This window comes from Pseudomonas hunanensis, from assembly GCF_013393325.1.
GTDB classification, from domain to species: Bacteria; Pseudomonadota; Gammaproteobacteria; order Pseudomonadales; family Pseudomonadaceae; genus Aquipseudomonas; species Aquipseudomonas putida_P.
In genome coordinates this window covers 118,234-140,358 of sequence record NZ_QJRC01000072.1, presented here as the reverse complement: position 1 = coordinate 140,358, position 22,125 = coordinate 118,234, and the positions used below count along the sequence as shown (strand labels likewise).

Annotated in this window: 27 protein-coding genes; 26 read left to right on the top strand and 1 reads right to left on the bottom strand. The window is 59.7% G+C overall.

What is annotated here, in order from left to right; translation table 11 throughout:
* The 20 genes from rpsQ (at nt 1) to bfr (ending at nt 11,195) form a co-directional block, all read left to right on the top strand.
* Nucleotides 1-267: a 30S ribosomal protein S17 gene (gene rpsQ / locus DM807_RS06190; protein WP_008089812.1), complete on the top strand. Its 267-nt coding sequence runs from the start codon at nt 1-3 to the stop codon at nt 265-267.
* Between the two features lie 23 nt (nt 268-290).
* On the top strand, nt 291-659 hold the full coding sequence (rplN, locus tag DM807_RS06185; protein WP_002555479.1) for a 50S ribosomal protein L14: 369 nt from the start codon (nt 291-293) through the stop codon (nt 657-659).
* A gap of 11 nt (nt 660-670) precedes the next feature.
* Nucleotides 671-985: a 50S ribosomal protein L24 gene (gene rplX / locus DM807_RS06180; protein ID WP_003255476.1), complete on the top strand. Its 315-nt coding sequence runs from the start codon at nt 671-673 to the stop codon at nt 983-985.
* 20 nt (nt 986-1,005) lie between these two features.
* Nucleotides 1,006-1,545: a 50S ribosomal protein L5 gene (rplE, locus tag DM807_RS06175; protein WP_003255474.1), complete on the top strand. Its 540-nt coding sequence runs from the start codon at nt 1,006-1,008 to the stop codon at nt 1,543-1,545.
* Between the two features lie 13 nt (nt 1,546-1,558).
* The gene (gene rpsN / locus DM807_RS06170) at nt 1,559-1,864 is read left to right on the top strand and encodes a 30S ribosomal protein S14 (protein WP_008089807.1); all 306 of its coding nucleotides are present in this window, start codon (nt 1,559-1,561) and stop codon (nt 1,862-1,864) included.
* Between the two features lie 209 nt (nt 1,865-2,073).
* Nucleotides 2,074-2,466, top strand: coding sequence for a 30S ribosomal protein S8 (gene rpsH / locus DM807_RS06165; RefSeq protein WP_003255471.1), 393 nt, complete (start codon nt 2,074-2,076; stop codon nt 2,464-2,466).
* 12 nt (nt 2,467-2,478) lie between these two features.
* Nucleotides 2,479-3,012, top strand: a complete 534-nt coding sequence (gene rplF, locus DM807_RS06160) for a 50S ribosomal protein L6 (protein WP_003255469.1) — start codon at nt 2,479-2,481, stop codon at nt 3,010-3,012.
* Between the two features lie 10 nt (nt 3,013-3,022).
* Nucleotides 3,023-3,373 (top strand): 50S ribosomal protein L18, encoded by a 351-nt coding sequence (gene rplR / locus DM807_RS06155; protein WP_003255467.1) that lies wholly within the window; start codon nt 3,023-3,025, stop codon nt 3,371-3,373.
* Between the two features lie 3 nt (nt 3,374-3,376).
* Nucleotides 3,377-3,877, top strand: a complete 501-nt coding sequence (gene rpsE, locus DM807_RS06150; protein WP_003255465.1) for a 30S ribosomal protein S5 — start codon at nt 3,377-3,379, stop codon at nt 3,875-3,877.
* Between the two features lie 2 nt (nt 3,878-3,879).
* Nucleotides 3,880-4,056 carry a 50S ribosomal protein L30 gene (gene rpmD, locus DM807_RS06145; RefSeq protein ID WP_003255463.1) on the top strand — a complete coding sequence of 59 codons (177 nt, stop codon included), beginning with the start codon at nt 3,880-3,882 and terminating at the stop codon, nt 4,054-4,056.
* A gap of 3 nt (nt 4,057-4,059) precedes the next feature.
* Complete coding sequence (gene rplO / locus DM807_RS06140) at nt 4,060-4,494, top strand: 50S ribosomal protein L15 (protein ID WP_003255461.1); 435 nt, start codon at nt 4,060-4,062, stop codon at nt 4,492-4,494.
* The gene (gene secY / locus DM807_RS06135) at nt 4,495-5,826 is read left to right on the top strand and encodes a preprotein translocase subunit SecY (RefSeq protein WP_003257108.1); all 1,332 of its coding nucleotides are present in this window, start codon (nt 4,495-4,497) and stop codon (nt 5,824-5,826) included.
* Between the two features lie 28 nt (nt 5,827-5,854).
* Nucleotides 5,855-5,971 (top strand): 50S ribosomal protein L36, encoded by a 117-nt coding sequence (rpmJ, locus tag DM807_RS06130; RefSeq protein ID WP_002555468.1) that lies wholly within the window; start codon nt 5,855-5,857, stop codon nt 5,969-5,971.
* Nucleotides 5,972-6,102: 131 nt separating this feature from the next.
* Nucleotides 6,103-6,459 carry a 30S ribosomal protein S13 gene (gene rpsM / locus DM807_RS06125; protein WP_003255457.1) on the top strand — a complete coding sequence of 119 codons (357 nt, stop codon included), beginning with the start codon at nt 6,103-6,105 and terminating at the stop codon, nt 6,457-6,459.
* Between the two features lie 18 nt (nt 6,460-6,477).
* Complete coding sequence (rpsK, locus tag DM807_RS06120; protein WP_012270237.1) at nt 6,478-6,867, top strand: 30S ribosomal protein S11; 390 nt, start codon at nt 6,478-6,480, stop codon at nt 6,865-6,867.
* 15 nt (nt 6,868-6,882) lie between these two features.
* Nucleotides 6,883-7,503 carry a 30S ribosomal protein S4 gene (rpsD, locus tag DM807_RS06115; RefSeq protein ID WP_012270238.1) on the top strand — a complete coding sequence of 207 codons (621 nt, stop codon included), beginning with the start codon at nt 6,883-6,885 and terminating at the stop codon, nt 7,501-7,503.
* Between the two features lie 22 nt (nt 7,504-7,525).
* Nucleotides 7,526-8,527, top strand: a complete 1,002-nt coding sequence (locus DM807_RS06110; protein WP_003255452.1) for a DNA-directed RNA polymerase subunit alpha — start codon at nt 7,526-7,528, stop codon at nt 8,525-8,527.
* Between the two features lie 42 nt (nt 8,528-8,569).
* Nucleotides 8,570-8,956, top strand: a complete 387-nt coding sequence (gene rplQ, locus DM807_RS06105; RefSeq protein WP_003255451.1) for a 50S ribosomal protein L17 — start codon at nt 8,570-8,572, stop codon at nt 8,954-8,956.
* Nucleotides 8,957-9,127: 171 nt separating this feature from the next.
* The gene (locus DM807_RS06100) at nt 9,128-10,567 is read left to right on the top strand and encodes a catalase (RefSeq protein WP_060515231.1); all 1,440 of its coding nucleotides are present in this window, start codon (nt 9,128-9,130) and stop codon (nt 10,565-10,567) included.
* A 163-nt stretch (nt 10,568-10,730) separates the two neighbouring features.
* Nucleotides 10,731-11,195: a bacterioferritin gene (gene bfr, locus DM807_RS06095; RefSeq protein WP_003257116.1), complete on the top strand. Its 465-nt coding sequence runs from the start codon at nt 10,731-10,733 to the stop codon at nt 11,193-11,195.
* Between the two features lie 72 nt (nt 11,196-11,267).
* Here the strand turns inward: bfr and uvrA are convergent, their stop codons facing one another.
* Nucleotides 11,268-14,102, bottom strand: a complete 2,835-nt coding sequence (gene uvrA, locus DM807_RS06090; RefSeq protein ID WP_012270240.1) for an excinuclease ABC subunit UvrA — start codon at nt 14,100-14,102, stop codon at nt 11,268-11,270.
* Between the two features lie 129 nt (nt 14,103-14,231).
* On the opposite strand from uvrA, the gene DM807_RS06085 reads away from it, so the two are divergent.
* From DM807_RS06085 to fdhE, 6 genes are all read left to right on the top strand, one after another.
* Nucleotides 14,232-15,626, top strand: coding sequence for an MFS transporter (locus DM807_RS06085; RefSeq protein WP_012270241.1), 1,395 nt, complete (start codon nt 14,232-14,234; stop codon nt 15,624-15,626).
* Between the two features lie 9 nt (nt 15,627-15,635).
* Nucleotides 15,636-16,181: a single-stranded DNA-binding protein gene (locus tag DM807_RS06080; protein ID WP_003255446.1), complete on the top strand. Its 546-nt coding sequence runs from the start codon at nt 15,636-15,638 to the stop codon at nt 16,179-16,181.
* 331 nt (nt 16,182-16,512) lie between these two features.
* Nucleotides 16,513-19,581, top strand: coding sequence for a formate dehydrogenase-N subunit alpha (gene fdnG / locus DM807_RS06075; protein ID WP_156341227.1), 3,069 nt, complete (start codon nt 16,513-16,515; stop codon nt 19,579-19,581).
* On the top strand, nt 19,581-20,531 hold the full coding sequence (gene fdxH, locus DM807_RS06070; protein WP_012270260.1) for a formate dehydrogenase subunit beta: 951 nt from the start codon (nt 19,581-19,583) through the stop codon (nt 20,529-20,531). The genes fdnG and fdxH overlap by 1 nt, the downstream gene beginning before the upstream one ends.
* Nucleotides 20,528-21,184: a formate dehydrogenase subunit gamma gene (locus DM807_RS06065; RefSeq protein ID WP_179027166.1), complete on the top strand. Its 657-nt coding sequence runs from the start codon at nt 20,528-20,530 to the stop codon at nt 21,182-21,184. Before fdxH ends, DM807_RS06065 begins: the two co-directional genes overlap by 4 nt.
* A 4-nt stretch (nt 21,185-21,188) precedes the next feature.
* A complete protein-coding gene (gene fdhE / locus DM807_RS06060) occupies nt 21,189-22,109 on the top strand; it encodes a formate dehydrogenase accessory protein FdhE (RefSeq protein WP_179027165.1) in 921 nt (306 codons plus the stop codon).
* Nucleotides 22,110-22,125: the final 16 nt, after the last annotated feature.

Below are 22,125 nucleotides of genomic sequence, written 5' to 3'. Positions count from 1 at the left end.
ATGGCTGAAGCTGAAAAAACCGTCCGTACGCTGACTGGCCGTGTCGTCAGCGACAAAATGGACAAGACCATCACCGTACTGATCGAGCGTCGCGTAAAGCACCCGATCTACGGTAAATACGTTAAGCGTTCGACTAAGCTGCACGCGCACGACGAATCCAACCAGTGCAAGATCGGCGACAAGGTTTCCATCCGTGAAACCCGTCCGCTGGCCAAGACCAAGTCCTGGGCACTGGTTGAAGTCCTCGAACGCGCTGTTGAAGTCTAAGGGCTAGGGGTCGGAGAAATTTTATGATTCAGACTCAATCCATGCTCGATGTGGCCGATAACAGCGGCGCTCGTCGCGTCATGTGCATCAAGGTGCTCGGCGGTTCGCACCGTCGTTACGCCGGCATCGGTGACATCATCAAGGTTACCGTCAAGGAAGCAATTCCACGCGGTAAGGTCAAAAAAGGCCAAGTGATGACCGCTGTTGTCGTGCGCACCCGTCACGGTGTTCGTCGCGCTGACGGTTCCATCATTCGTTTCGACGGCAACGCTGCTGTTCTGCTGAACAACAAGCAAGAGCCGATCGGCACTCGCATCTTCGGGCCAGTGACCCGTGAACTTCGTACTGAGAAGTTCATGAAGATCGTCTCGCTCGCCCCTGAAGTGCTGTAAGGAGATCCGACATGCAAAAGATTCGTCGTGACGACGAGATCATCGTGATCGCCGGCAAAGACAAAGGTAAGCGCGGTAAGGTGCTGAAGGTTCTCGCTGATGACCGTCTGGTCATCGGTGGTGTGAACCTGGTCAAGCGTCATACCAAGCCTAACCCGATGGCGGGCGTACAGGGCGGTATCGTCGAGAAAGAAGCGCCTCTGCACGCTTCCAACGTTGCCATCTTCAACGGCGAAACCAACAAGGCTGACCGCGTTGGTTTCAAAGTAGAAGACGGTAAAAAAATTCGTGTCTTCAAGTCGACCCAAAAAGCGGTTGATGCTTGAACACTGCTAGGTAGAAGACCATGGCACGACTGAAAGAGATTTACCGGAACGAAATCGCTCCTAAGCTTAAGGAAGAACTTAAGCTGTCGAACGTGATGGAAGTTCCGCGCGTTACCAAGATCACCCTGAACATGGGTCTGGGCGAAGCGATCGGCGACAAGAAAGTCATCGAGCACGCTGTTGCCGACCTGGAAAAGATCACCGGTCAAAAGCCGGTCGTGACTTTCGCTCGCAAATCCATCGCTGGCTTCAAAGTCCGCGAAGGCTGGCCGATCGGCGTCAAGGTGACCCTGCGTAGCGACAAGATGTACGAATTCCTGGACCGCCTGCTGGCGATCTCCCTGCCTCGGGTTCGCGACTTCCGCGGCCTGAATGCCAAGTCCTTCGATGGCCGTGGCAACTACAGCATGGGCGTGAAAGAGCAGATCATCTTCCCGGAAATCGATTACGACAAGATCGATGCTCTGCGCGGTTTGGACATCACCCTGACCACCACTGCTCGTTCGGACGACGAAGGCCGCGCTCTGCTGCGTGCTTTCAAGTTCCCGTTCCGCAACTGATTGGAGTAGGAAAATGGCCAAGAAGAGCATGAAAAACCGCGAGCTGAAGCGTCAGCTCACGGTAGCCAAGTTCGCTAAGAAGCGTGCTGAGCTGAAAGCGACCATCGTCAACGTTAACGCCTCTCCAGAAGAGCGTTTCGCTGCCGTTGTCGCTCTGCAGAAGCAGCCGCGTGATGCCAGCGCTGCGCGCCTGCGCAACCGTTGCCGCCTGACCGGTCGTCCTCACGGTGTATACCGTAAGTTCGGCCTGGGCCGTAACATGCTGCGTCAAGCTGCAATGCGCGGTGACGTACCAGGTCTGGTTAAAGCCTCCTGGTAATCGCTGCAGGCAAGATCCTGGTGGAAGGGGAGCAATCTTCCGACCGCCGGTGACCTTGCCATCAAACAAGCCCCTATATGGGGCTTGTTTCGTTTCTGCCTTGTGTCTAGAATGACCGGCTCACCTGAGCCTGGGTTTTTTGCCCAATCCGCTCGGGTGGTTGTCATAGCCGCAAGGCTAATAATTCTTGTATCAGGAGCATCTAGCCCATGAGTATGCAGGACCCGTTAGCGGACATGCTAACTCGCATCCGTAATGCCCAGATGGCTGAAAAGTCCGTCGTAAGCATGCCTTCCTCTACCCTGAAGGTCGCGGTTGCCAAAGTTCTGAAGGACGAAGGTTACATCGCTGGCTACCAGGTAACTGGTGAGGCCAAGCCTTCCCTGTCGATCGAACTGAAGTACTTCGAAGGCCGTCCGGTCATCGAGGAACTGAAGCGCTCCAGCCGTCCAGGCCTGCGCCAGTACAAGGCCGTCACCGATCTGCCGAAAGTACGTGGCGGTCTGGGCGTGTCTATCGTCTCCACCAACAAAGGTGTGATGACTGATCGCGCTGCGCGCGCTGCCGGTGTCGGCGGCGAAGTTCTGTGCACAGTGTTCTAAGGGGGGATAGACATGTCTCGCGTCGCTAAGAACCCCGTTAAGCTGCCATCCGGTGTCGAAGTCAAATTCGCTGGCCAGCAGCTTTCGGTGAAGGGTGCTAAAGGCACTCTCGAACTGAACGTTCACTCGTCTGTTGAAGTTACCGAAGAGTCTGGTGAGCTGCGTTTCGTCGCTCGCAATGGTGACCAGCAAGCTCGTGCCATGGCCGGTACTACCCGTGCCCTGGTCAACAACATGGTCCAAGGCGTAAGCCAAGGCTTCGAGCGTAAGCTCCAGCTGGTCGGTGTTGGTTACAAGGCACAGGCCAAGGGCACCGTCCTGAACCTGGCCCTGGGCTTCTCTCACCCAGTGGACTACGAACTGCCAGCCGGTATCACCGCTGAAACACCTAGCCAGACCGACATCCTGATCAAGGGTATCGATAAGCAGCTGGTAGGTCAGGTGGCCGCTGAAATCCGCGACTTCCGTCCGCCAGAGCCTTACAAAGGTAAAGGTGTGCGTTACGCGGACGAAGTAGTCCGTCGTAAAGAAGCCAAGAAGAAGTAGGGCCTAGTAAATGACCGACAAAAAAGTTATTCGACTGCGTCGCGCTCGCAAAGCACGTCTCAAGATGCACGAACTCGAAGTCGTGCGCCTGTGCGTGTTCCGCTCCTCGCAGCACATCTACGCCCAGGTCATTTCGGCCGACGGCAGCAAGGTTCTGGCAAGCGCCTCGACCTTGGACAAAGACCTGCGTGATGGCGCCACTGGCAACATCGACGCGGCCACTAAGGTTGGCAAGCTGGTAGCTGAGCGTGCGAAAGCCGCCGGTGTATCTCAAGTTGCCTTTGACCGTTCCGGCTTCAAGTACCATGGCCGCGTCAAAGCGCTGGCTGATGCTGCTCGTGAAGGCGGGCTGGAGTTCTAAGTTATGGCAAATAACGATCAAAAGCGCGACGAAGGCTACATCGAGAAGCTGGTTCAAGTTAACCGCGTTGCCAAAACCGTAAAAGGCGGCCGTATCTTCACCTTCACCGCGCTGACCGTGGTAGGTGATGGTAAAGGTCGTGTTGGCTTCGGCCGTGGCAAGTCGCGCGAAGTACCAGCCGCGATCCAGAAAGCCATGGAAGCTGCTCGCCGCAACATGATTCAGGTTGACCTGAAGGGCACCACCCTGCAGTACGCCACCAAGGCTGCCCACGGCGCCTCGAAGGTTTACATGCAGCCTGCCTCGGAAGGTACCGGTATCATCGCCGGTGGCGCAATGCGTGCTGTCCTGGAAGTTGCTGGTGTTCAGAACGTTCTGGCCAAGTGCTACGGTTCGACCAACCCAGTGAACGTGGTTTACGCCACCTTCAAGGGTCTGAAAGCCATGCAATCTCCTGAATCCATTGCTGCCAAGCGCGGCAAGAGCGTCGAGGAGATCTTCTGATCATGGCAACCGTAAAAGTAACGCTGATCAAGAGCGTCTCGGGCCGTCTGCCTAACCACAAGCTGTGCGTTAAAGGCCTGGGTCTGCGTCGTATCGGTCACACTGTAGAAGTCCAGGATACTCCCGAGAACCGCGGGATGATCAACAAGGCTTACTACATGCTGAAGGTCGAGGGCTAATCGATGAAACTCAATGATCTGAGTCCAGCGCCGGGTTCCCGTCGCGAGAAGCATCGTCCAGGTCGTGGTATCGGTAGCGGTCTGGGTAAGACCGGCGGCCGTGGCCACAAAGGTCAGACTTCCCGTTCGGGTGGTTCGATCGCTCCTGGCTTCGAAGGCGGTCAACAGCCGCTGCACCGTCGTCTGCCGAAGTTCGGCTTCGTTTCCCTGAAAGCCATGGACCGCGCAGAAGTGCGTCTGTCCGAGCTGGCCAAAGTGGAAGGCGACGTGATCTCCGTGCAATCCCTGAAGGATGCCAACGTGATCAACCAGCACATTCAGCGTGTGAAAATCATGCTGTCTGGCGAAGTTACTCGCGCAGTCACCATCAAGGGCATCGCAGCCACCAAGGGTGCGCGTGCGGCTATCGAAGCAGCTGGCGGCAAATTCGAGGAATAAATGGCTAAGCAAGGTGCTCTCTCTTCGCTCGGTAAGGGCGGGATGTCGGAACTCTGGGCTCGTCTGCGCTTTCTGTTCATGGCGATCATCGTCTATCGGATAGGTGCGCATATCCCGGTTCCCGGCATCAATCCGGACCGTCTGGCGGATCTGTTTCGGCAGAATGAGGGGACCATTCTTAGCTTGTTCAACATGTTTTCCGGTGGCGCGCTCGAGCGCATGAGCATCTTTGCACTGGGGATCATGCCGTACATTTCGGCATCGATCATCATGCAGCTGATGACCGCGGTCAGCCCGCAACTGGAGCAGTTGAAGAAGGAAGGTGAAGCTGGCCGTCGCAAGATCAGCCAGTACACCCGCTACGGCACCGTTATCCTGGCACTGGTTCAAGCCATTGGCATGTCCATTGGCCTGGCCAACCAGGGCGTGGCGTTTTCTGTGGGCCTGGGCTTCCATGTCGTCGCCGTCTCCACCTTCGTGGCAGGCGCGATGTTCATGATGTGGCTGGGCGAGCAGATCACCGAGCGCGGTGTGGGCAACGGTATCTCGATGTTGATCTTCGCAGGTATCGTTGCCGGTCTTCCGAGAGCAATCGGGCAGTCTTTCGAGTCTGCACGCACAGGCGATATCAACATTTTCGCCTTGGTCGCTATCGGTTTGCTGGCAGTAGCGATTATCGGTTTCGTGGTGTTCATTGAGCGTGGTCAGCGTCGTATCGCCGTTCACTACGCCAAGCGTCAGCAGGGCCGCAAGGTCTTCGCTGCGCAGACCAGCCACTTGCCGTTGAAGGTGAACATGGCGGGGGTTATCCCGGCCATTTTCGCGAGCAGCATTTTGCTGTTCCCGGCTTCGCTGGGTGCCTGGTTCGGTCAGTCCGAAGGTATGGGCTGGCTGCAGGACATCTCGCAGTCGATCGCTCCTGGTCAGCCGTTGAACATTCTGCTGTTTAGTGCAGGGATCATTTTCTTCTGCTTCTTCTACACAGCATTGATGTTCAATCCGAAAGACGTAGCGGAAAACCTGAAGAAGTCCGGTGCCTTTATTCCGGGTATCCGTCCTGGTGAGCAGTCGGCGCGCTACATTGATGGCGTTCTGACCCGTTTGACCATGTTCGGTGCTCTTTACATGATGGCCGTCTGCCTTCTGCCCCAGTTCCTGGTGGTGGCAGCAAATGTGCCGTTCTACCTTGGCGGGACCTCGTTGCTGATTGTGGTAGTGGTTGTGATGGACTTCATGTCCCAAGTACAATCGCACCTCGTTTCGCACCAGTACGAATCCCTGATGAAGAAAGCCAACCTGAAAGGCTACGGTGGCAGCGGTCTGCTGCGCTGATACGCCCCTAAGGTTCGAGGAGTCGGTAATGAAAGTTCGTGCATCGGTGAAAAAGCTGTGCCGTAACTGCAAGATCATCCGTCGCGAAGGCGTCGTACGAGTGATCTGCAGCGCGGAACCGCGTCACAAACAGCGCCAAGGCTGAGTGTGATCTGCGCTTCAAACCCAGCAGCTAGTGTGCTGCTGGGTTGATTATTCGTTTCTACAGCGATATTATCTCGCGCCCTATTTCTTGGCTTCCGGGGCGTAGGTAGCTGTCAATTGGAGTCCCACTGAATGGCCCGTATTGCAGGCGTCAACATTCCAGATAACAAGCATACTGTTATCTCGCTGACCTACATCTATGGTGTCGGTCGCACAACTGCACAGAAGATCTGTGCAGACGCTGGTGTAAATCCAGCCGCTAAGATCAAGGATCTGAGCGACGAGCAAATCGAAACCCTGCGTGGCGAAGTTGCGAAGTTCACCACCGAAGGTGACCTGCGTCGTGACATCAACATGAAGATCAAGCGCTTGATGGACCTGGGTTGCTACCGCGGCCTGCGTCATCGTAAAGGTCTGCCGGTTCGCGGTCAGCGCACCAAGACCAACGCACGCACCCGTAAGGGCCCGCGTAAGCCGATCCGCAAGTAATCGCCCAGGAATATAGACATGGCAAAACCTGCTGCTCGTCCTCGTAAGAAAATCAAAAAGACAGTGGTTGATGGCATCGCCCACATCCATGCGTCTTTCAACAACACCATCGTGACCATCACCGACCGTCAGGGCAATGCTTTGTCCTGGGCGACCTCCGGTGGTTCGGGTTTCCGTGGTTCGCGCAAATCCACCCCGTTCGCAGCTCAGATCGCTGCTGAGCGTGCTGGTCAAGCTGCGCTGGAATACGGTCTGAAGAACCTCGACGTTAACGTCAAGGGTCCAGGTCCAGGTCGTGAGTCCGCCGTTCGTGCATTGAACAGCTGCGGCTACAAGATCGCCAGCATCACCGACGTGACGCCTATCCCGCATAACGGGTGCCGTCCGCCGAAGAAGCGTCGCGTGTAATCAGGAGACAGAAGAATGGCACGTTACATTGGTCCAAAATGCAAACTGTCTCGTCGTGAAGGCACCGATCTGTTCCTGAAGAGCGGCGTTCGCGCTCTGGAATCGAAGTGCAACATCGAAGCAGCCCCAGGTATCCACGGCCAGCGCCGTGGCCGTCAGTCCGACTACGGCACCCAGCTGCGTGAGAAACAAAAAGTCCGTCGTATCTACGGTGTTCTGGAGCGTCAGTTCCGCGGTTACTACCAAGCTGCTGCCTCGAAAAAAGGCGCAACCGGTGAGAACCTGCTGCAACTGCTCGAGTGCCGTCTGGATAACGTCGTTTACCGTATGGGCTTCGGCTCGACTCGTTCCGAGTCGCGTCAGCTGGTTTCGCACAAAGCGATCAGCGTCAACGGTAAGACTGTAAACATTCCATCCTACCAAGTTCGTCCGGGTGACGTGGTCGCGGTCCGCGAGAAGTCGCTGGCCCAGCTGCGCATTGTTCAAGCCCTTGAACTGTGCGCCCAGCGTGGCCGCGTTGAGTGGGTTGACGTGGATGCTGCTAAAAAGTCGGGCGTTTTCAAGAACGTTCCTGCTCGCAGCGACCTGTCTGCCGACATCAACGAAAACCTGATTGTCGAGCTCTACTCCAAGTAAGGGCTAGAAAATAGGTGCATCCATGCAGATTTCGGTAAATGAGTTCCTGACTCCCCGCCACATTGATGTGCAGGTAGTCAGTCCGACCCGCGCCAAGATCACGCTCGAGCCTCTCGAGCGTGGCTTTGGCCACACCCTGGGCAACGCGCTGCGCCGCATCCTGTTGTCCTCTATGCCTGGCTGTGCAGTAGTCGAGGCCGAGATCGATGGCGTACTCCACGAGTACTCCGCGATCGAAGGTGTTCAGGAAGACGTAATTGAAATCCTGTTGAACCTGAAAGGCCTGGCTATCAAACTGCACGGTCGTGACGAAGTTACGCTGACCTTGTCGAAAAAGGGTTCGGGGGTGGTTACCGCTGCCGATATTCAGCTGGATCACGATGTCGAGATCGTCAACCCCGATCACGTAATCGCGAACCTGGCGTCGAATGGCGCCCTGAACATGAAGCTCACCGTAGCTCGTGGTCGTGGTTACGAGCCGGCCGACTCCCGTCAAACCGACGAAGACGAAAGCCGTAGCATTGGCCGTCTGCAGTTGGACGCTTCGTTCAGCCCGGTGCGTCGTATCGCCTATGTGGTCGAAAACGCCCGTGTTGAACAGCGTACCAACCTGGACAAACTGGTCATTGATCTGGAAACCAACGGCACCCTGGATCCTGAAGAGGCTATCCGCCGCGCTGCGACCATCCTGCAACAGCAGTTGGCCGCGTTCGTCGACCTCAAAGGTGACAGCGAGCCTGTCGTAGTCGAGCAGGAAGACGAGATCGATCCGATCCTGCTGCGTCCGGTTGACGACCTGGAACTGACTGTACGTTCGGCCAACTGCCTCAAGGCGGAGAACATCTACTACATCGGCGACCTGATTCAGCGTACCGAAGTAGAGCTGTTGAAGACTCCTAACCTGGGCAAGAAGTCCCTGACTGAAATCAAGGACGTGCTGGCCTCTCGTGGTCTGTCTCTCGGCATGCGCCTCGACAACTGGCCGCCTGCAAGTCTTAAGAAAGACGACAAGGCGACCGCCTGATCGTCGTAATCACCGAACGTAGTGTTTGGTAAGGAATGAATCATGCGTCATCGTAAAAGTGGACGTCACCTGAGCCGTACCAGCTCTCACCGCAAGGCTATGTTCCAGAACATGGCAGTGTCGCTGATCGAGCACGAGCTGATCAAAACCACCCTGCCGAAAGCCAAGGAACTGCGCCGCGTTGCCGAGCCGCTGATCACCCTGGCCAAGGAAGACAGCGTTGCTAACCGTCGTCTGGCCTTCGATCGTACCCGTTCGAAGTCCGCTGTTGGCAAACTGTTCAACGACCTGGGCAAGCGTTACGCCACCCGTCAGGGCGGCTACCTGCGCATCCTGAAGTGCGGTTTCCGCGCTGGCGACAACGCGCCTATGGCGTACGTCGAGCTGGTTGATCGTCCGGTCGGCGGTGCTGTAGAAGCTGCTGAGTAAGACGTTCTGTCTGCTACAAAGAACCGGGCCTAGTGCCCGGTTTTTTGTTTCTACGTACATTGTTTATTTCTATTGATTCAAGTCATGTAATGAATTTGTCCCTGTAACCTTGCTCGTCAATACTCTCTCCAAGCCGATTAGCCGGCGCTTGAAGACCGATAAGGAGAGCCCATGAGCAAGATTCTTACTACCGCCAGCGGTGCGCCAGTAGCCGATAACCAGAACTCCCGCTCCGCCGGCCCGCGTGGCCCATTGTTGCTCGACGACTTTCACCTGATCGAGAAACTCGCCCACTTCAACCGCGAGAACATTCCTGAGCGCCGTGTGCACGCCAAGGGCTCGGGCGCCTATGGCACCTTTACTGTTACCCGCGACATTACCGGCTATACCAGCGCCAAGCTGTTTGAACAGATCGGCAAACAGACCGAGACCTTCCTGCGCTTCTCCACTGTCGGTGGCGAGCGTGGCTCTGCGGATACCGAGCGCGACCCGCGTGGTTTCGCGGTCAAGTTCTACACCGAAGAAGGCAACTGGGACATCGTTGGCAACAACACGCCCGTGTTCTTCATTCGCGACCCGCTGAAGTTCCCGGACTTTATCCACACCCAGAAGCGCCACCCGCAGTCCAACCTGAAGAATGCCCAGATGATGTGGGACTTCTGGTCCCACTCCCCTGAGGCGCTGCACCAGGTCACCATACTGTTTTCCGACCGTGGTATCCCGGATGGCTATCGCCACATGCACGGCTTCGGCAGCCACACCTACAGCCTGATCAATGCCAAGGGTGAGCGTACTTGGGTGAAGTGGCACTTCAAGACCCAACAAGGCATCAAGAACCTCGCTCCGGCAGAAGCAGCGCGCCTGGCGGGTACTGACCCGGACTACGCCCAGCGCGACCTGTTCGAAGCGATCGAGCGTGGCGACTACCCGCGTTGGACGGTTTGTATCCAGGTGATGAGCGAAGCCGAGGCTGCGAGTCGCGACGAGAACCCCTTTGACGTGACCAAGACTTGGTCGCAGAGGGACTACCCGCTGATCGAGGTGGGCGTGCTGGAGCTCAACCGTAACCCGCTCAACTACTTCGCGGAAGTCGAGCAAGCAGCGTTCGGGCCCAGCAATATGGTGCCAGGGGTCGGCCTGTCGCCGGACCGGATGTTGCAGGGCCGTGTATTCGCCTACGCCGACGCGCACCGTTACCGCGTGGGCACCAACCACCAGCAGTTGCCGGTGAATGCGCCTCGCTGCCCGGTTAATAGCTACCAGCGCGACGGTTCCATGGCCACCGGCAGCTACGGCAGTGCACCAAACTACGAGCCCAATAGCCACGCTGATGCGCCGAAGCAGTCGCCACGCCATGCCGAGCCAGCGCTGGCCTTGAACGGTTCGGCGGACCGTTACGATCACCGTGAGGACACCGACTACTTCAGCCACGCCGGCGCGCTGTTCCGCTTGATGAACGCTGAGCAGAAAGCCCTGTTGATCAGCAATATCGCCGGTACCATGGTGGGTGTCAGCGAGGACGTGATTCAGCGTCAGTTGCAGTACTTCTTCAAGGCCGATCCGGCCTATGGCGAAGGGATTGCCAAGGCGTTGGGCGTCCATCTCGCCTAACTCTAAGTGATAAGCAGAACCGCCCTCATTTGGGCGGTTTTTCAATGAATATCACTACTGTTTAACCGATTTTTTGCGTCTAATTGCGCGTTTTTCAGTGACCGCAGGCAAAAGCTGGTTCACACTATGTGGCATAGTCGTTTTCACATGGAGAATCAGGGCGATGCAAGGCCACCCGGACGTAATCAACTACCTCGTCACGCTGCTGAAGGGCGAACTGGCGGCACGCGACCAGTACTTCATTCATTCGCGCATGTACGAAGACTGGGGCCTGTCCAAGCTCTACGAGCGCATCAACCACGAAATGGAAGAAGAGACCCAGCACGCCGATGCTCTGATGCGTCGCATCCTCATGCTTGAAGGCACCCCCGACATGCGTGCGGACGATCTGGAAGTCGGCAGCACCGTACCGGAAATGATCGAGGCTGACCTCAAGCTCGAGTACAAGGTGCGCGGCGCGCTTTGCAAAGGTATCGAGCTGTGTGAACTGCACAAGGACTACATCAGCCGTGACATCCTGCGTGCACAGTTGGCCGATACCGAAGAAGATCACACCTACTGGCTGGAGAAGCAGCAGGGCCTGATCAAGGCCATCGGCCTGGAAAACTACCTGCAGTCGCAGATGTAAGTTATCCACAGACTCAAGAAAAAGCCCCTGGCACCAACGGTACCAGGGGCTTTTTCATTGCATCGGCGGCAGTCAGGCTCGGTCCCGCTCCAGCAGCGGTTTCAGGTAATGGCCGGTGTACGACTGTTTCATCTCGCTCAGCTCTTCCGGCGTGCCGCAGGCAATGATCTGCCCACCCTTGGAGCCACCCTCGGGTCCCAGGTCCACCAGCCAGTCGGCGGTCTTGATCACATCCAGGTTATGCTCGATCACCACCACGGTATTGCCGTGGTCGCGCAGGCGATGCAACACGTCCAACAACTGCTGGATGTCGGCGAAGTGCAGGCCCGTGGTCGGCTCGTCGAGGATGTACAGGGTCTTGCCGGTATCGCGCTTGGACAGCTCGCGTGACAGCTTCACCCGCTGCGCTTCACCACCGGACAGCGTGGTTGCCGACTGCCCCAGCTTGATGTACGACAAGCCCACATCCATCAGCGTTTGCAGCTTGCGCGCCAGCGCCGGTACCGCATCGAAGAACTCGCGGGCATCCTCGATGGTCATTTCCAGCACCTCGTGGATGTTCTTGCCCTTGTACTTGATCTCCAGCGTTTCTCGGTTGTAGCGCTTGCTCTTGCACACGTCGCACGGCACGTAGATGTCCGGCAGGAAGTGCATTTCCACCTTGATCAGGCCATCGCCCTGACAGGCCTCGCAACGGCCGCCTTTGACGTTGAACGAGAAGCGCCCTGGGCCATAACCACGTGAACGCGATTCCGGCACCCCTGAGAACAGCTCGCGGATCGGCGTGAAGATACCGGTGTAGGTCGCCGGGTTGGAACGCGGGGTGCGGCCGATCGGGCTCTGGTCGATGTCCACCACTTTGTCCAGGTGTTGCAGGCCGTCCATGCTGCCATGCGGTGCGGCTTCCAGGCTGCTTGCGCCATTGAGGGCGGTGGCGGCCAAGGGGAACAGGGTGTTGTTGATCAGCGTCGATTTGCCCGACCCGGACACCCCGGTCACGCAGGTCATCAGGCCCACCGGGATTTCCAGGTCGACGTTCTGCAGGTTGTTGCCTCGCGCGCCCTTGAGCTTGAGCTGCAGTTTCTTGTTGCGCGGCGTGCGCTTGGCCGGTACGGCGATCTTCTTGCGCCCGGACAGGTACTTGCCCGTCAACGAATCGGGATGGTCCATGACCTCCTGTGGCGAGCCCTCCGCGACGATCTGCCCACCGTGCACACCGGCACCTGGGCCGATGTCGACGACGTAGTCGGCCAGGCGAATGGCGTCCTCGTCGTGTTCCACCACGATCACCGTGTTACCCAGGTCGCGCAAGTGGTTGAGGGTGGCCAGCAAGCGGTCGTTATCGCGTTGATGAAGGCCGATGGACGGTTCATCAAGAATGTACATCACCCCCACCAAGCCCGCGCCGATCTGGCTAGCCAGGCGGATACGTTGTGCTTCACCACCTGACAGGGTGTCAGCGCTACGGTCCAGGGTCAGGTAGTCGAGGCCGACATTGACCAGAAACTGCAGGCGCTCGCAGATCTCCTTGAGGATCTTCGCCGCGATTTCGCCACGGCGCCCGGTCAGGGTCAGCTCGCCAAAGTAGTTGCTGGCTTCACCGATCGGCAGGTTGGTGACGGCTGGCAGGGTCTTTTCGCCCACCCATACATGGCGTGCCTCGCGGCGCAGGCGTGTACCTCGGCAATCTGGGCAAGGTTGCGTGCCGAGGAACTTGGCCAGTTCTTCACGCACGGTGGCCGATTCGGTTTCGCGGTAGCGGCGCTCCAGGTTTGGCACAATGCCTTCGAACGGGTGTGAGCGCTTGACGATATCGCCACGGTCGTTGAGGTACTTGAAGTCGACACTCTGCTTGCCACTGCCCTGCAGAATCACCTTCTGGTGTTCGGCCGACAATTCGCCGAATGGCTCTTCGAGGCTGAAGCCATAATGTGCGGCCAGCGAGCCGAGCATCTGGAAGTAGTACACGTTACGCCGGTCCCAGCCGCGGATCGCGCCTTCGGCAAGGGTGAGTTCGGCATTGACCAGGCGCTTGGTGTCGAAGAACTGTTTTACCCCCAGGCCATCGCAGGTCGGGCAGGCACCGGCCGGGTTGTTGAAGGAAAACAGCTTCGGCTCCAGCTCGCTGATCGCGTGGCCGCACACCGGGCATGCGAAGCGCGCGGAGAAGATCATTTCTTCGCCTTGCTCGTCGTCCATCGGCGCCACCAGAGCGATGCCGTCCGCCAGCTTCAAGGCGGTCTCGAACGACTCCGCCAGGCGCTGCTGCAGGTCGGCGCGGACCTTGAAGCGGTCCACCACCACATCGATGCTGTGCTTTTTCTGCTTGTCCAGCTTGGGCAGCTCATCGAGCTCGTAGAGCTTGCCGTTGACCCGGGCCCGCACGAAGCCCTGGGCCCGCAGTTCGTCGAACACCGCCAGATGCTCGCCCTTGCGTTCGCGCACTACCGGTGCCAGCAGCATCAACTTGCTGCCTTCCGGGCGCTCCAGCACCAGGTCGACCATCTGGCTGATCGTTTGCGCCTCCAGCGGGATGTCGTGGTCCGGGCAGCGGGGGGTGCCGACTCGGGCGTACAGCAGGCGCAGGTAGTCGTAGATTTCGGTAATGGTGCCGACCGTGGAGCGCGGGTTGTGCGAGGTCGACTTCTGCTCGATGGAAATCGCCGGCGACAGGCCTTCGATGGTGTCGACGTCGGGCTTTTCCATCATCGACAGGAACTGCCGGGCGTAGGCCGACAGCGATTCGACGTAGCGGCGTTGGCCTTCGGCGTACAAGGTATCGAACGCCAGGGAAGACTTGCCGGAACCGGACAGGCCGGTGATCACGATCAGCTTGTCCCGGGGCAGGGTCAGGTCGATGTTCTTCAGGTTGTGGGTACGTGCCCCACGAATCAGGATCTTGTCCACTGCGGCCTCGCTCGGCGGGCATAAACAAGGAAGTATACGGCGCGCCAGTATGACGCGGCAAAGCGTCGCGTAGATGCCGTCAAGCTGTCGGACTGATAGAATCGCCGCCGGTTCACACGAGGTTAATCCATGCACGACACCCACAACGAGCGCATGAGTGGCGGCGAAACCCGCGCCGCTGGCGGCCTTGCCCTGGTCTTTGCCTTTCGTATGCTGGGCATGTTCATGGTCTTGCCGGTACTGGCCACCTACGGCATGGACCTGGCCGGCGCCACACCTGCGCTGATCGGCCTGGCCATTGGTGCCTATGGCCTGACTCAGGCGGTACTGCAGATTCCATTCGGGATGATTTCCGACCGCATTGGCCGTCGTCCAGTGATTTACCTGGGGTTGGTGATCTTCGCCCTCGGCAGTGTGCTGGCAGCCCAGGCCGACTCCATCTGGGGCGTGATTGCCGGGCGCATCCTGCAGGGCGCCGGGGCGATTTCTGCCGCAGTCATGGCGTTGCTGTCCGACCTCACCCGCGAACAACACCGGACCAAGGCCATGGCCATGATTGGCATGAGCATCGGCTTGTCGTTCGCTGTCGCCATGGTCGTCGGCCCCTTGCTGACAAGTGCCTTTGGTTTGTCAGGTTTGTTCTTCGCCACGGCAGGGCTTGCCCTGGTTGGCATAGCGCTGATCGCGTTCGTCGTGCCCAACACCCACAGCATCCTGCAGCACCGCGAGTCGGGTGTGGCCCGCAAGGCACTCGGCCCAACCCTGCGCCACCCGGACCTTCTGCGCCTGGACGTGGGCATCTTCATCCTGCACGCCATCCTCATGGCCAGCTTCGTCGCGCTGCCGCTGGCCTTCGTCGAGCGTGGCGGCCTGCCCAAGGAAGAGCATTGGTGGGTGTACCTGACCGCGCTGTTCATCTCATTTTTTGCAATGGTCCCGTTCATCATCTACGGCGAAAAAAAGCGCAAGATGAAACGCGTGTTGGCTGGCGCGGTCAGTGTCCTGCTGCTGACAGAGATATACTTCTGGGAGTGGGCTGACGGTTTGCGCGGACTGGTGATTGGCACCGTGGTATTCTTTACCGCATTCAACCTGTTGGAGGCTTCGTTGCCTTCGCTGGTGAGCAAGGTGTCGCCTGCCGGTGGCAAGGGGACGGCGATGGGGGTGTATTCCACCAGCCAGTTCCTCGGTGCGGCACTGGGCGGAATCCTCGGTGGCTGGTTGTTCCAGCACGGTGGGCTGGACACGGTGTTCCTTGGTTGCGCGGTGCTGTGTGCCATCTGGCTGATCGTCGCCTTGCGCATGAACGAGCCGCCGTATGTGACCAGCCTGCGTATGCCGCTGACGCCCGAAGCAGTCCGTGAAGCCGGCCTGACCGAGCGCCTGATGGCCGTGCCGGGTGTGACCGACGCTGTGGTGGTGGCAGAAGAGGCCGCCATCTATATCAAACTGGATACGAAAATTTTGGACCGTGCGACCCTCGAGCGACTGGTGAATCCAGCCTCTTCGGCGTGCGAAGCCTAGGAGAACGTTATGGCCCGTGGGGTTAACAAAGTCATTCTGGTCGGCACCTGTGGCCAGGATCCCGAAGTCCGCTACCTGCCCAACGGTAACGCCGTGACCAACCTGAGCCTGGCTACCAGCGAGCAGTGGACCGACAAGCAGTCGGGCCAGAAGGTCGAGCGTACCGAGTGGCACCGTGTGTCGTTGTTCGGCAAGGTTGCCGAAATCGCCGGCGAGTACCTGCGCAAAGGTTCGCAGTGCTACATCGAGGGCAAGCTGCAGACCCGCGAGTGGGAAAAAGACGGTATCAAGCGCTACACCACCGAGATCATCGTCGACATCAACGGCACCATGCAGCTGCTTGGTGGTCGTCCGCAGGGCCAGCAGCAGGGCGGTGACCCCTACAACCAGGGGGGTGGCAACTACGGTGGCGGCCAACAGCAGCAGTACAACCAGGCTCCGCCTCGTCAGCAGGCCCAGCGCCCGCAACAGGCCCCTCAGCGCCCAGCGCCACAGCAGCCTGCACCGCAGCCGGCCGCTGACTTCGACAGCTTCGATGACGATATTCCGTTCTGATCAGAACAGTCAGGCGTCTAGCAAGACCAGAAACCCAGGGCAGTTGCCCTGGGTTTTTTATTGCTTTCGGGGCATGCCAATAGAAAGGTGAATGCCACACGTTGCTTGTCGCAGCATCGGCACCGCTATGAAATCGAGCGCCGCTCGAACGCCGCTCGATTTCACAGACACAAAAAACGCTGAGGCAGGTGCCTTAACTCCTGACTCAAGTCATCGCACCTTCTCGATTCTTGACTAGTCTTATCTATTGGCGGCCGTCAAAACCGCCACCGTGACTACCAAGAGGCGCCGGCCATGTTCCGCGCGTCCACCACCTGATCAGGAGTGCACGATGGACCTCAACCGTCGGCAATTCTTCAAGGTCGCCGCTGTCGGCCTTGGAGGCTCGAGCCTGGCGGCGTTGGGCATGGCCCCGACGCCGGCCTTCGCCGAGCAGGTGCGTCACTTCAAGCTGGCGCATACCAAAGAAGCGCGTAACACCTGCCCGTACTGCTCGGTCGGCTGCGGCCTGATCCTGTACAGCCAGGGCGATGCAGGCAAGAACGTCAAACAGAACATCATCCATATCGAAGGTGACGCCGACCACCCGGTCAACCGTGGCACCCTGTGCCCGAAAGGCGCCGGCCTGCTGGACTTTATCCACAGCCCAAGCCGCCTGCAGTACCCCGAGGTACGCAAGCCGGGCAGCAAGGAGTGGGTGCGGGTGAGCTGGGACGAGGCGCTCGACCGCGTCGCCGACCTGATGAAGCAGGACCGCGACGCCAACTTCATCGAGAAAAACGCCCAGGGGCAAACCGTCAACCGTTGGCTCACCACCGGTTTTCTGGCTGCCTCCGCTGCCTCCAGCGAGGCTGGCTACCTGACCCACAAGGTCGTCCGCGCAACAGGCATGCTGGGGTTCGATAACCAGGCACGTGTCTGACATGGCCCGACGGTGGCAAGTCTTGCCCCGACGTACGGCCGTGGCGCCATGACCAACCACTGGTCCGATATCGCCAACGCGAATCTGGTCCTGGTGATGGGTGGCAACGCAGCAGAAGCGCATCCGTGCGGCTTCAAGTGGGTGACCGAGGCCAAGGCGCACAACAAGGCGCGGCTGATCGTGGTCGACCCGCGGTTTACCCGTACCGCTTCGGTCGCGGACTACTACGCGCCAATTCGCACCGGTACCGACATCGCCTTCATGGGCGGGCTGATCAACTACCTGCTGAGCACCGACAAGATCCAGCACGAGTACGTGCGCAACTACACCGACGTGTCGTTCATCGTCAAAGAGAACTATGGCTTCGAGGATGGGCTGTTCAGCGGCTACGACGAAGCCAAGCGTGTGTACGCCGACAAGTCCGGCTGGGGTTACGAGCTGGGTGAGGACGGCTATGCCAAGGTCGACCCGACCCTGCAGCACCCGCGCTGCGTGTTCCAGCTGATGAAGCAGCATTACAGCCGCTATACCCCGGAACTGGCGAGCATGACCTGTGGCATGCCGCAGGACGCCATGATGAAGGTCTGGGAAGAGATCGCCACATGCTCGGCACCGGGCAAGACCATGACGATTCTCTATGCACTGGGCTGGACGCAACACTCGATCGGTGCGCAAATCATCCGCAGTGCAGCCATGGTCCAGTTGCTGTTGGGCAACGTCGGCATGCCGGGTGGCGGGGTCAACGCCCTGCGGGGGCACTCCAACATCCAGGGCCTGACCGACCTCGGCCTGCTGTCCAACTCGCTGCCGGGTTACCTGACCTTGGCCGGCGATGCCGAGCAGGATTACGCCACCTATATCGACAAACGCGCTTCCAAGCCGCTGCGTCCTGGGCAGCTGTCGTACTGGCAGAACTACGGCAAGTTCCACGTCAGCCTGATGAAGGCCTGGTACGGTGCCAACGCCACGGCGGAAAACAACTGGGGCTATGACTGGCTGCCGAAGCTCGACGTACCGGCCTACGACGTGCTGCGCATGTTCGAGATGATGGGCCAGGGCAAGGTCAACGGTTACATGTGCCAGGGTTTCAACCCAATCGCCGCGCTGCCGGACAAGAACCGCGTCACGGCGGCGCTGGGCAAGCTCAAGTGGCTGGTGATCATGGACCCGCTGGCCACCGAGACCTCGGAGTTCTGGCGCAACGCCGGGCCGTTCAACGATGTCGACACGGCCAACATCCAGACCGAAGTGATACGCCTGCCCACCACTTGCTTCGCCGAGGAAGACGGCTCGCTGGTCAACAGCAGCCGTTGGCTGCAGTGGCACTGGAAGGGCGCCGACGGGCCGGGCGAGACCCGTACCGATGTGCAGATCATGAGCGAGTTGTTCCTGCGCCTGCGCCAACGCTACCAGGCTGAAGGCGGCGCCTACCCAGACGCGATGATGAACATCAGCTGGCCGTACAAGATTCCTGACGAGCCGTCTCCAGAGGAACTGGCCAAGGAAATGAACGGCTGGGCGGTCACCGACCTTACCGACGCTACCGGCGCCACGCTCAAGGCCGGCCAGCAGCTGTCGGGCTTTGCCCAGATGAAGGACGACGGCAGCACGGCATCCGGTTGCTGGATCTTTGCTGGCTGTTGGACCGAGCAGGGCAACCAGATGGCCCGTCGCGACAACAGCGACCCATACGGCATGCACCAGGTGCAGAACTGGGCCTGGGCCTGGCCGGCCAACCGCCGCATCCTCTACAACCGTGCCTCCAGCGACCCGCAAGGCAAACCGTGGGACCCGGAGAAAAAGCGCCTGGTGTGGTGGAACGGCAAGGCCTGGACCGGCACCGACGTGCCGGACTTCAAGGTCGATTCGCCGCCCGAGGCGGGCATGAACCCGTTCATCATGAACCCCGAAGGTGTGGCGCGTTTCTTCGCCATCGACAAGATGGCCGAAGGCCCGTTCCCCGAGCACTACGAGCCATTTGAAACGCCAATCGGCATCAACCCGCTGCACCCGCAGAACAAGAAGGCCACCAGCAACCCGGCCGGGCGCATTTTCGACTCGGTGTGGGACACCCTCGGCACGCACGACGAGTTTCCCTATGCGGCGACCACGTACCGGCTGACCGAGCACTTCCACTTCTGGAGCAAGCACTGCCGGCTCAACGCCATTGCCCAACCCGAGCAATTCGTCGAGATCGGCGAGGTGCTGGCCAACGAGAAAGGCATCAAGGCTGGCGACCGGGTGCGGGTGTCGAGCAAGCGTGGGCATATCGACGCGGTGGCGGTGGTGACCAAGCGGATTCGTCCGCTGCAGGTCAACAACCAGACCGTGCACCAGATCGGCATCCCGCTGCACTGGGGGTTCACCGGCGCTACCCGGCATGGCTACCTGACCAACACCCTGGTGCCGTTCCTCGGTGATGGCAATACGCAGACCCCAGAGTCCAAGTCGTTCCTCGTCAAAGTGGAGAAACTCTGATGGCCAGCCAAGACATCATCGCCCGCTCGGCCACCACCACCGTGCCGTCCTCGGTACGCCAGCAGCAGGAGGTCGCCAAGCTGATCGACACCACCAAGTGCATCGGCTGCAAGGCCTGCCAGGTGGCGTGCTCGGAGTGGAACGAACTGCGCGACGAGGTGGGCCACAACCACGGCACCTACGACAACCCCCAGGACCTCACTGCCGAGACCTGGACGCTGATGCGCTTTACCGAGCACGAGCGCGACGACGGCAACCTGGAGTGGCTGATCCGCAAGGATGGCTGCATGCACTGCGCCGACCCAGGATGCCTGAAGGCCTGCCCGAGCCCAGGGGCGATCATCAAGCACGCCAACGGTATCGTCGACTTCAACCAGGATCACTGCATCGGCTGCGGCTACTGCATTACCGGCTGCCCGTTCAACATCCCGCGCATTTCGCAGAAGGACCACAAAGCATACAAGTGCACCCTGTGTTCCGACCGCGTGACCGTGGGCCTGGAGCCGGCTTGCGTGAAAACCTGCCCGACTGGGGCGATCGTGTTCGGCAGCAAGGACGAGATGAAGGTGCACGCTGCCGAGCGCATCGTCGACCTGAAGTCACGGGGTTACGACAAGGCCGGGTTATACGACCCGGACGGGGTCGGTGGTACCCACGTGATGTACGTGCTGCACCATGCCGACACGCCGAAGCTGTACGCCGGCCTGCCGGACCAGCCGGTGATCAGCCCGCTGGTGGGCCTGTGGAAGGGCTTCACCAAGCCGTTGGCGCTGCTGGCGATGGGCGCGGCGGTGCTGGCCGGGTTCTTCCATTACGTGCGGGTCGGGCCGCAGCGGGTAGAGGACGATGAGCACCCCACGGCGCCCGATGACAGCGTCCACCAGGTGGACCCGGCGGTGCATGTCTATGATCCGAAGCAGCCCGGTGGGCAAGGGGAGCAGCGGCCATGAGCGACAACAAACCCATCCTGCGCTACAACGCCAACGAGCGGACCAACCACTGGATCGTCGCCATCCTGTTCTTCATGGCCGGGCTTTCCGGGCTGGCGCTGTTCCATCCGGCGCTGTTCTGGCTTAGCCACCTGTTCGGCGGCGGGCCGTGGACACGCATACTGCACCCGTTCATGGGGGTGGCGATGTTCGTGTTTTTCCTCGGCTTGGTGATTCGTTTCTGGCGGGCTAATTTCATCACCGCCAACGATCGCTTGTGGCTGCGCCGCATCGATCGGGTGATGGTCAATCGTGAAGATGGCGTGCCGCCGATCGGCAAATACAACGCCGGGCAGAAGCTGCTGTTCTGGACCCTGCTGGTGTGCATGCTGGTGCTGCTGGTCAGTGGTGTGGTGATCTGGCGCGCCTATTTCAGTCATTGGTTCGGCATCGATGCCATTCGCCTGTCTGCGCTGCTGCATGCGCTGGCGGCGTTCGTGCTGATCCTCAGCATCATCCTGCACATCTACGCCGGTATCTGGATCAAGGGCTCGATCGGCGCCATGCTGCATGGCTGGGTCAGCCGCGCCTGGGCACGCAAGCACCATGAGTTGTGGTACCGCGAAGTGACCGGTGACAAGACGCCGGGCAATCACGGACGAAAAGAAGGATGAGCGCTTGAGCACGATACTTGAACCCGGGCAGATCGAAGCGTCGGCGGTGACGCCGCCGTTTCTGCACCTGCCCCCCGTCAATCTGTTCGAGCTGCGCGCCTTGCGCCTTGAGCACCTGGTCGAGGGCAACGCCCTTGGCGACTACCTGAAACTGGTCGCACGGTTGTGCCGCATCCAGCAACAGCTTGTGGATAACCCGCCCGGCGGCATGCCGGTGGCCGAGGAGCGTCAGCGCCTGTGCATAAGTCATGGATTGCCGCCGTTGGCGGCTGACAGCCTGGTGCGTGAGGGGCCTTGGTTGGTCTGGCTGCAGGCCCTGCTACAGCCATTGAGCGGAGAAACCAGCGGCCCGCTGGGTGAGGCGCTGCAGGTACTGCGCGGCAGTGATGACGAACAACGCAAGGGCTGGGGCATCGCTTTGCTAGCTGGCCAGTACGACGCGGTGCCGGCAGCATTGGTGCCGTTCCTCGGGGCTGCGCTTCAGGCGGCCTGGTCCAGTTGGTTGCTGGCGTTGCCGGCGCCTGAGCTCAAACCTGCCGGCAGCCTGGCCCAGTGCCCGGCCTGTGGTTCGCCGGCGATGGCCGGGGTGGTGCGCAACCGTGGCAAGCACAATGGCTTGCGTTACCTGGCGTGTTCGCTGTGTGCCTGTGAATGGCATGTGGTGCGGGTTAAATGTGTGTACTGCGAGTCGAGCAAGGACTTGCGCTACACCAGCCTCGAGGATGACCGCCATGCCCCGGGCAAGGCGCCGCTGCGCGCCGAATGCTGCCCAGGGTGCGAAAGCTACCTGAAACAGAACTACCTGGAGAACGATGCGGCGGCCGAGCCGCTGGCCGACGACCTGGCCAGCCTGGCGCTGGATATGCGCCTGGACGAGGAGGGTTTTCATCGCCTGGCACCCAACTTGATGCTCGCACCTGGGTAGAGGGTAAGTGTCTACA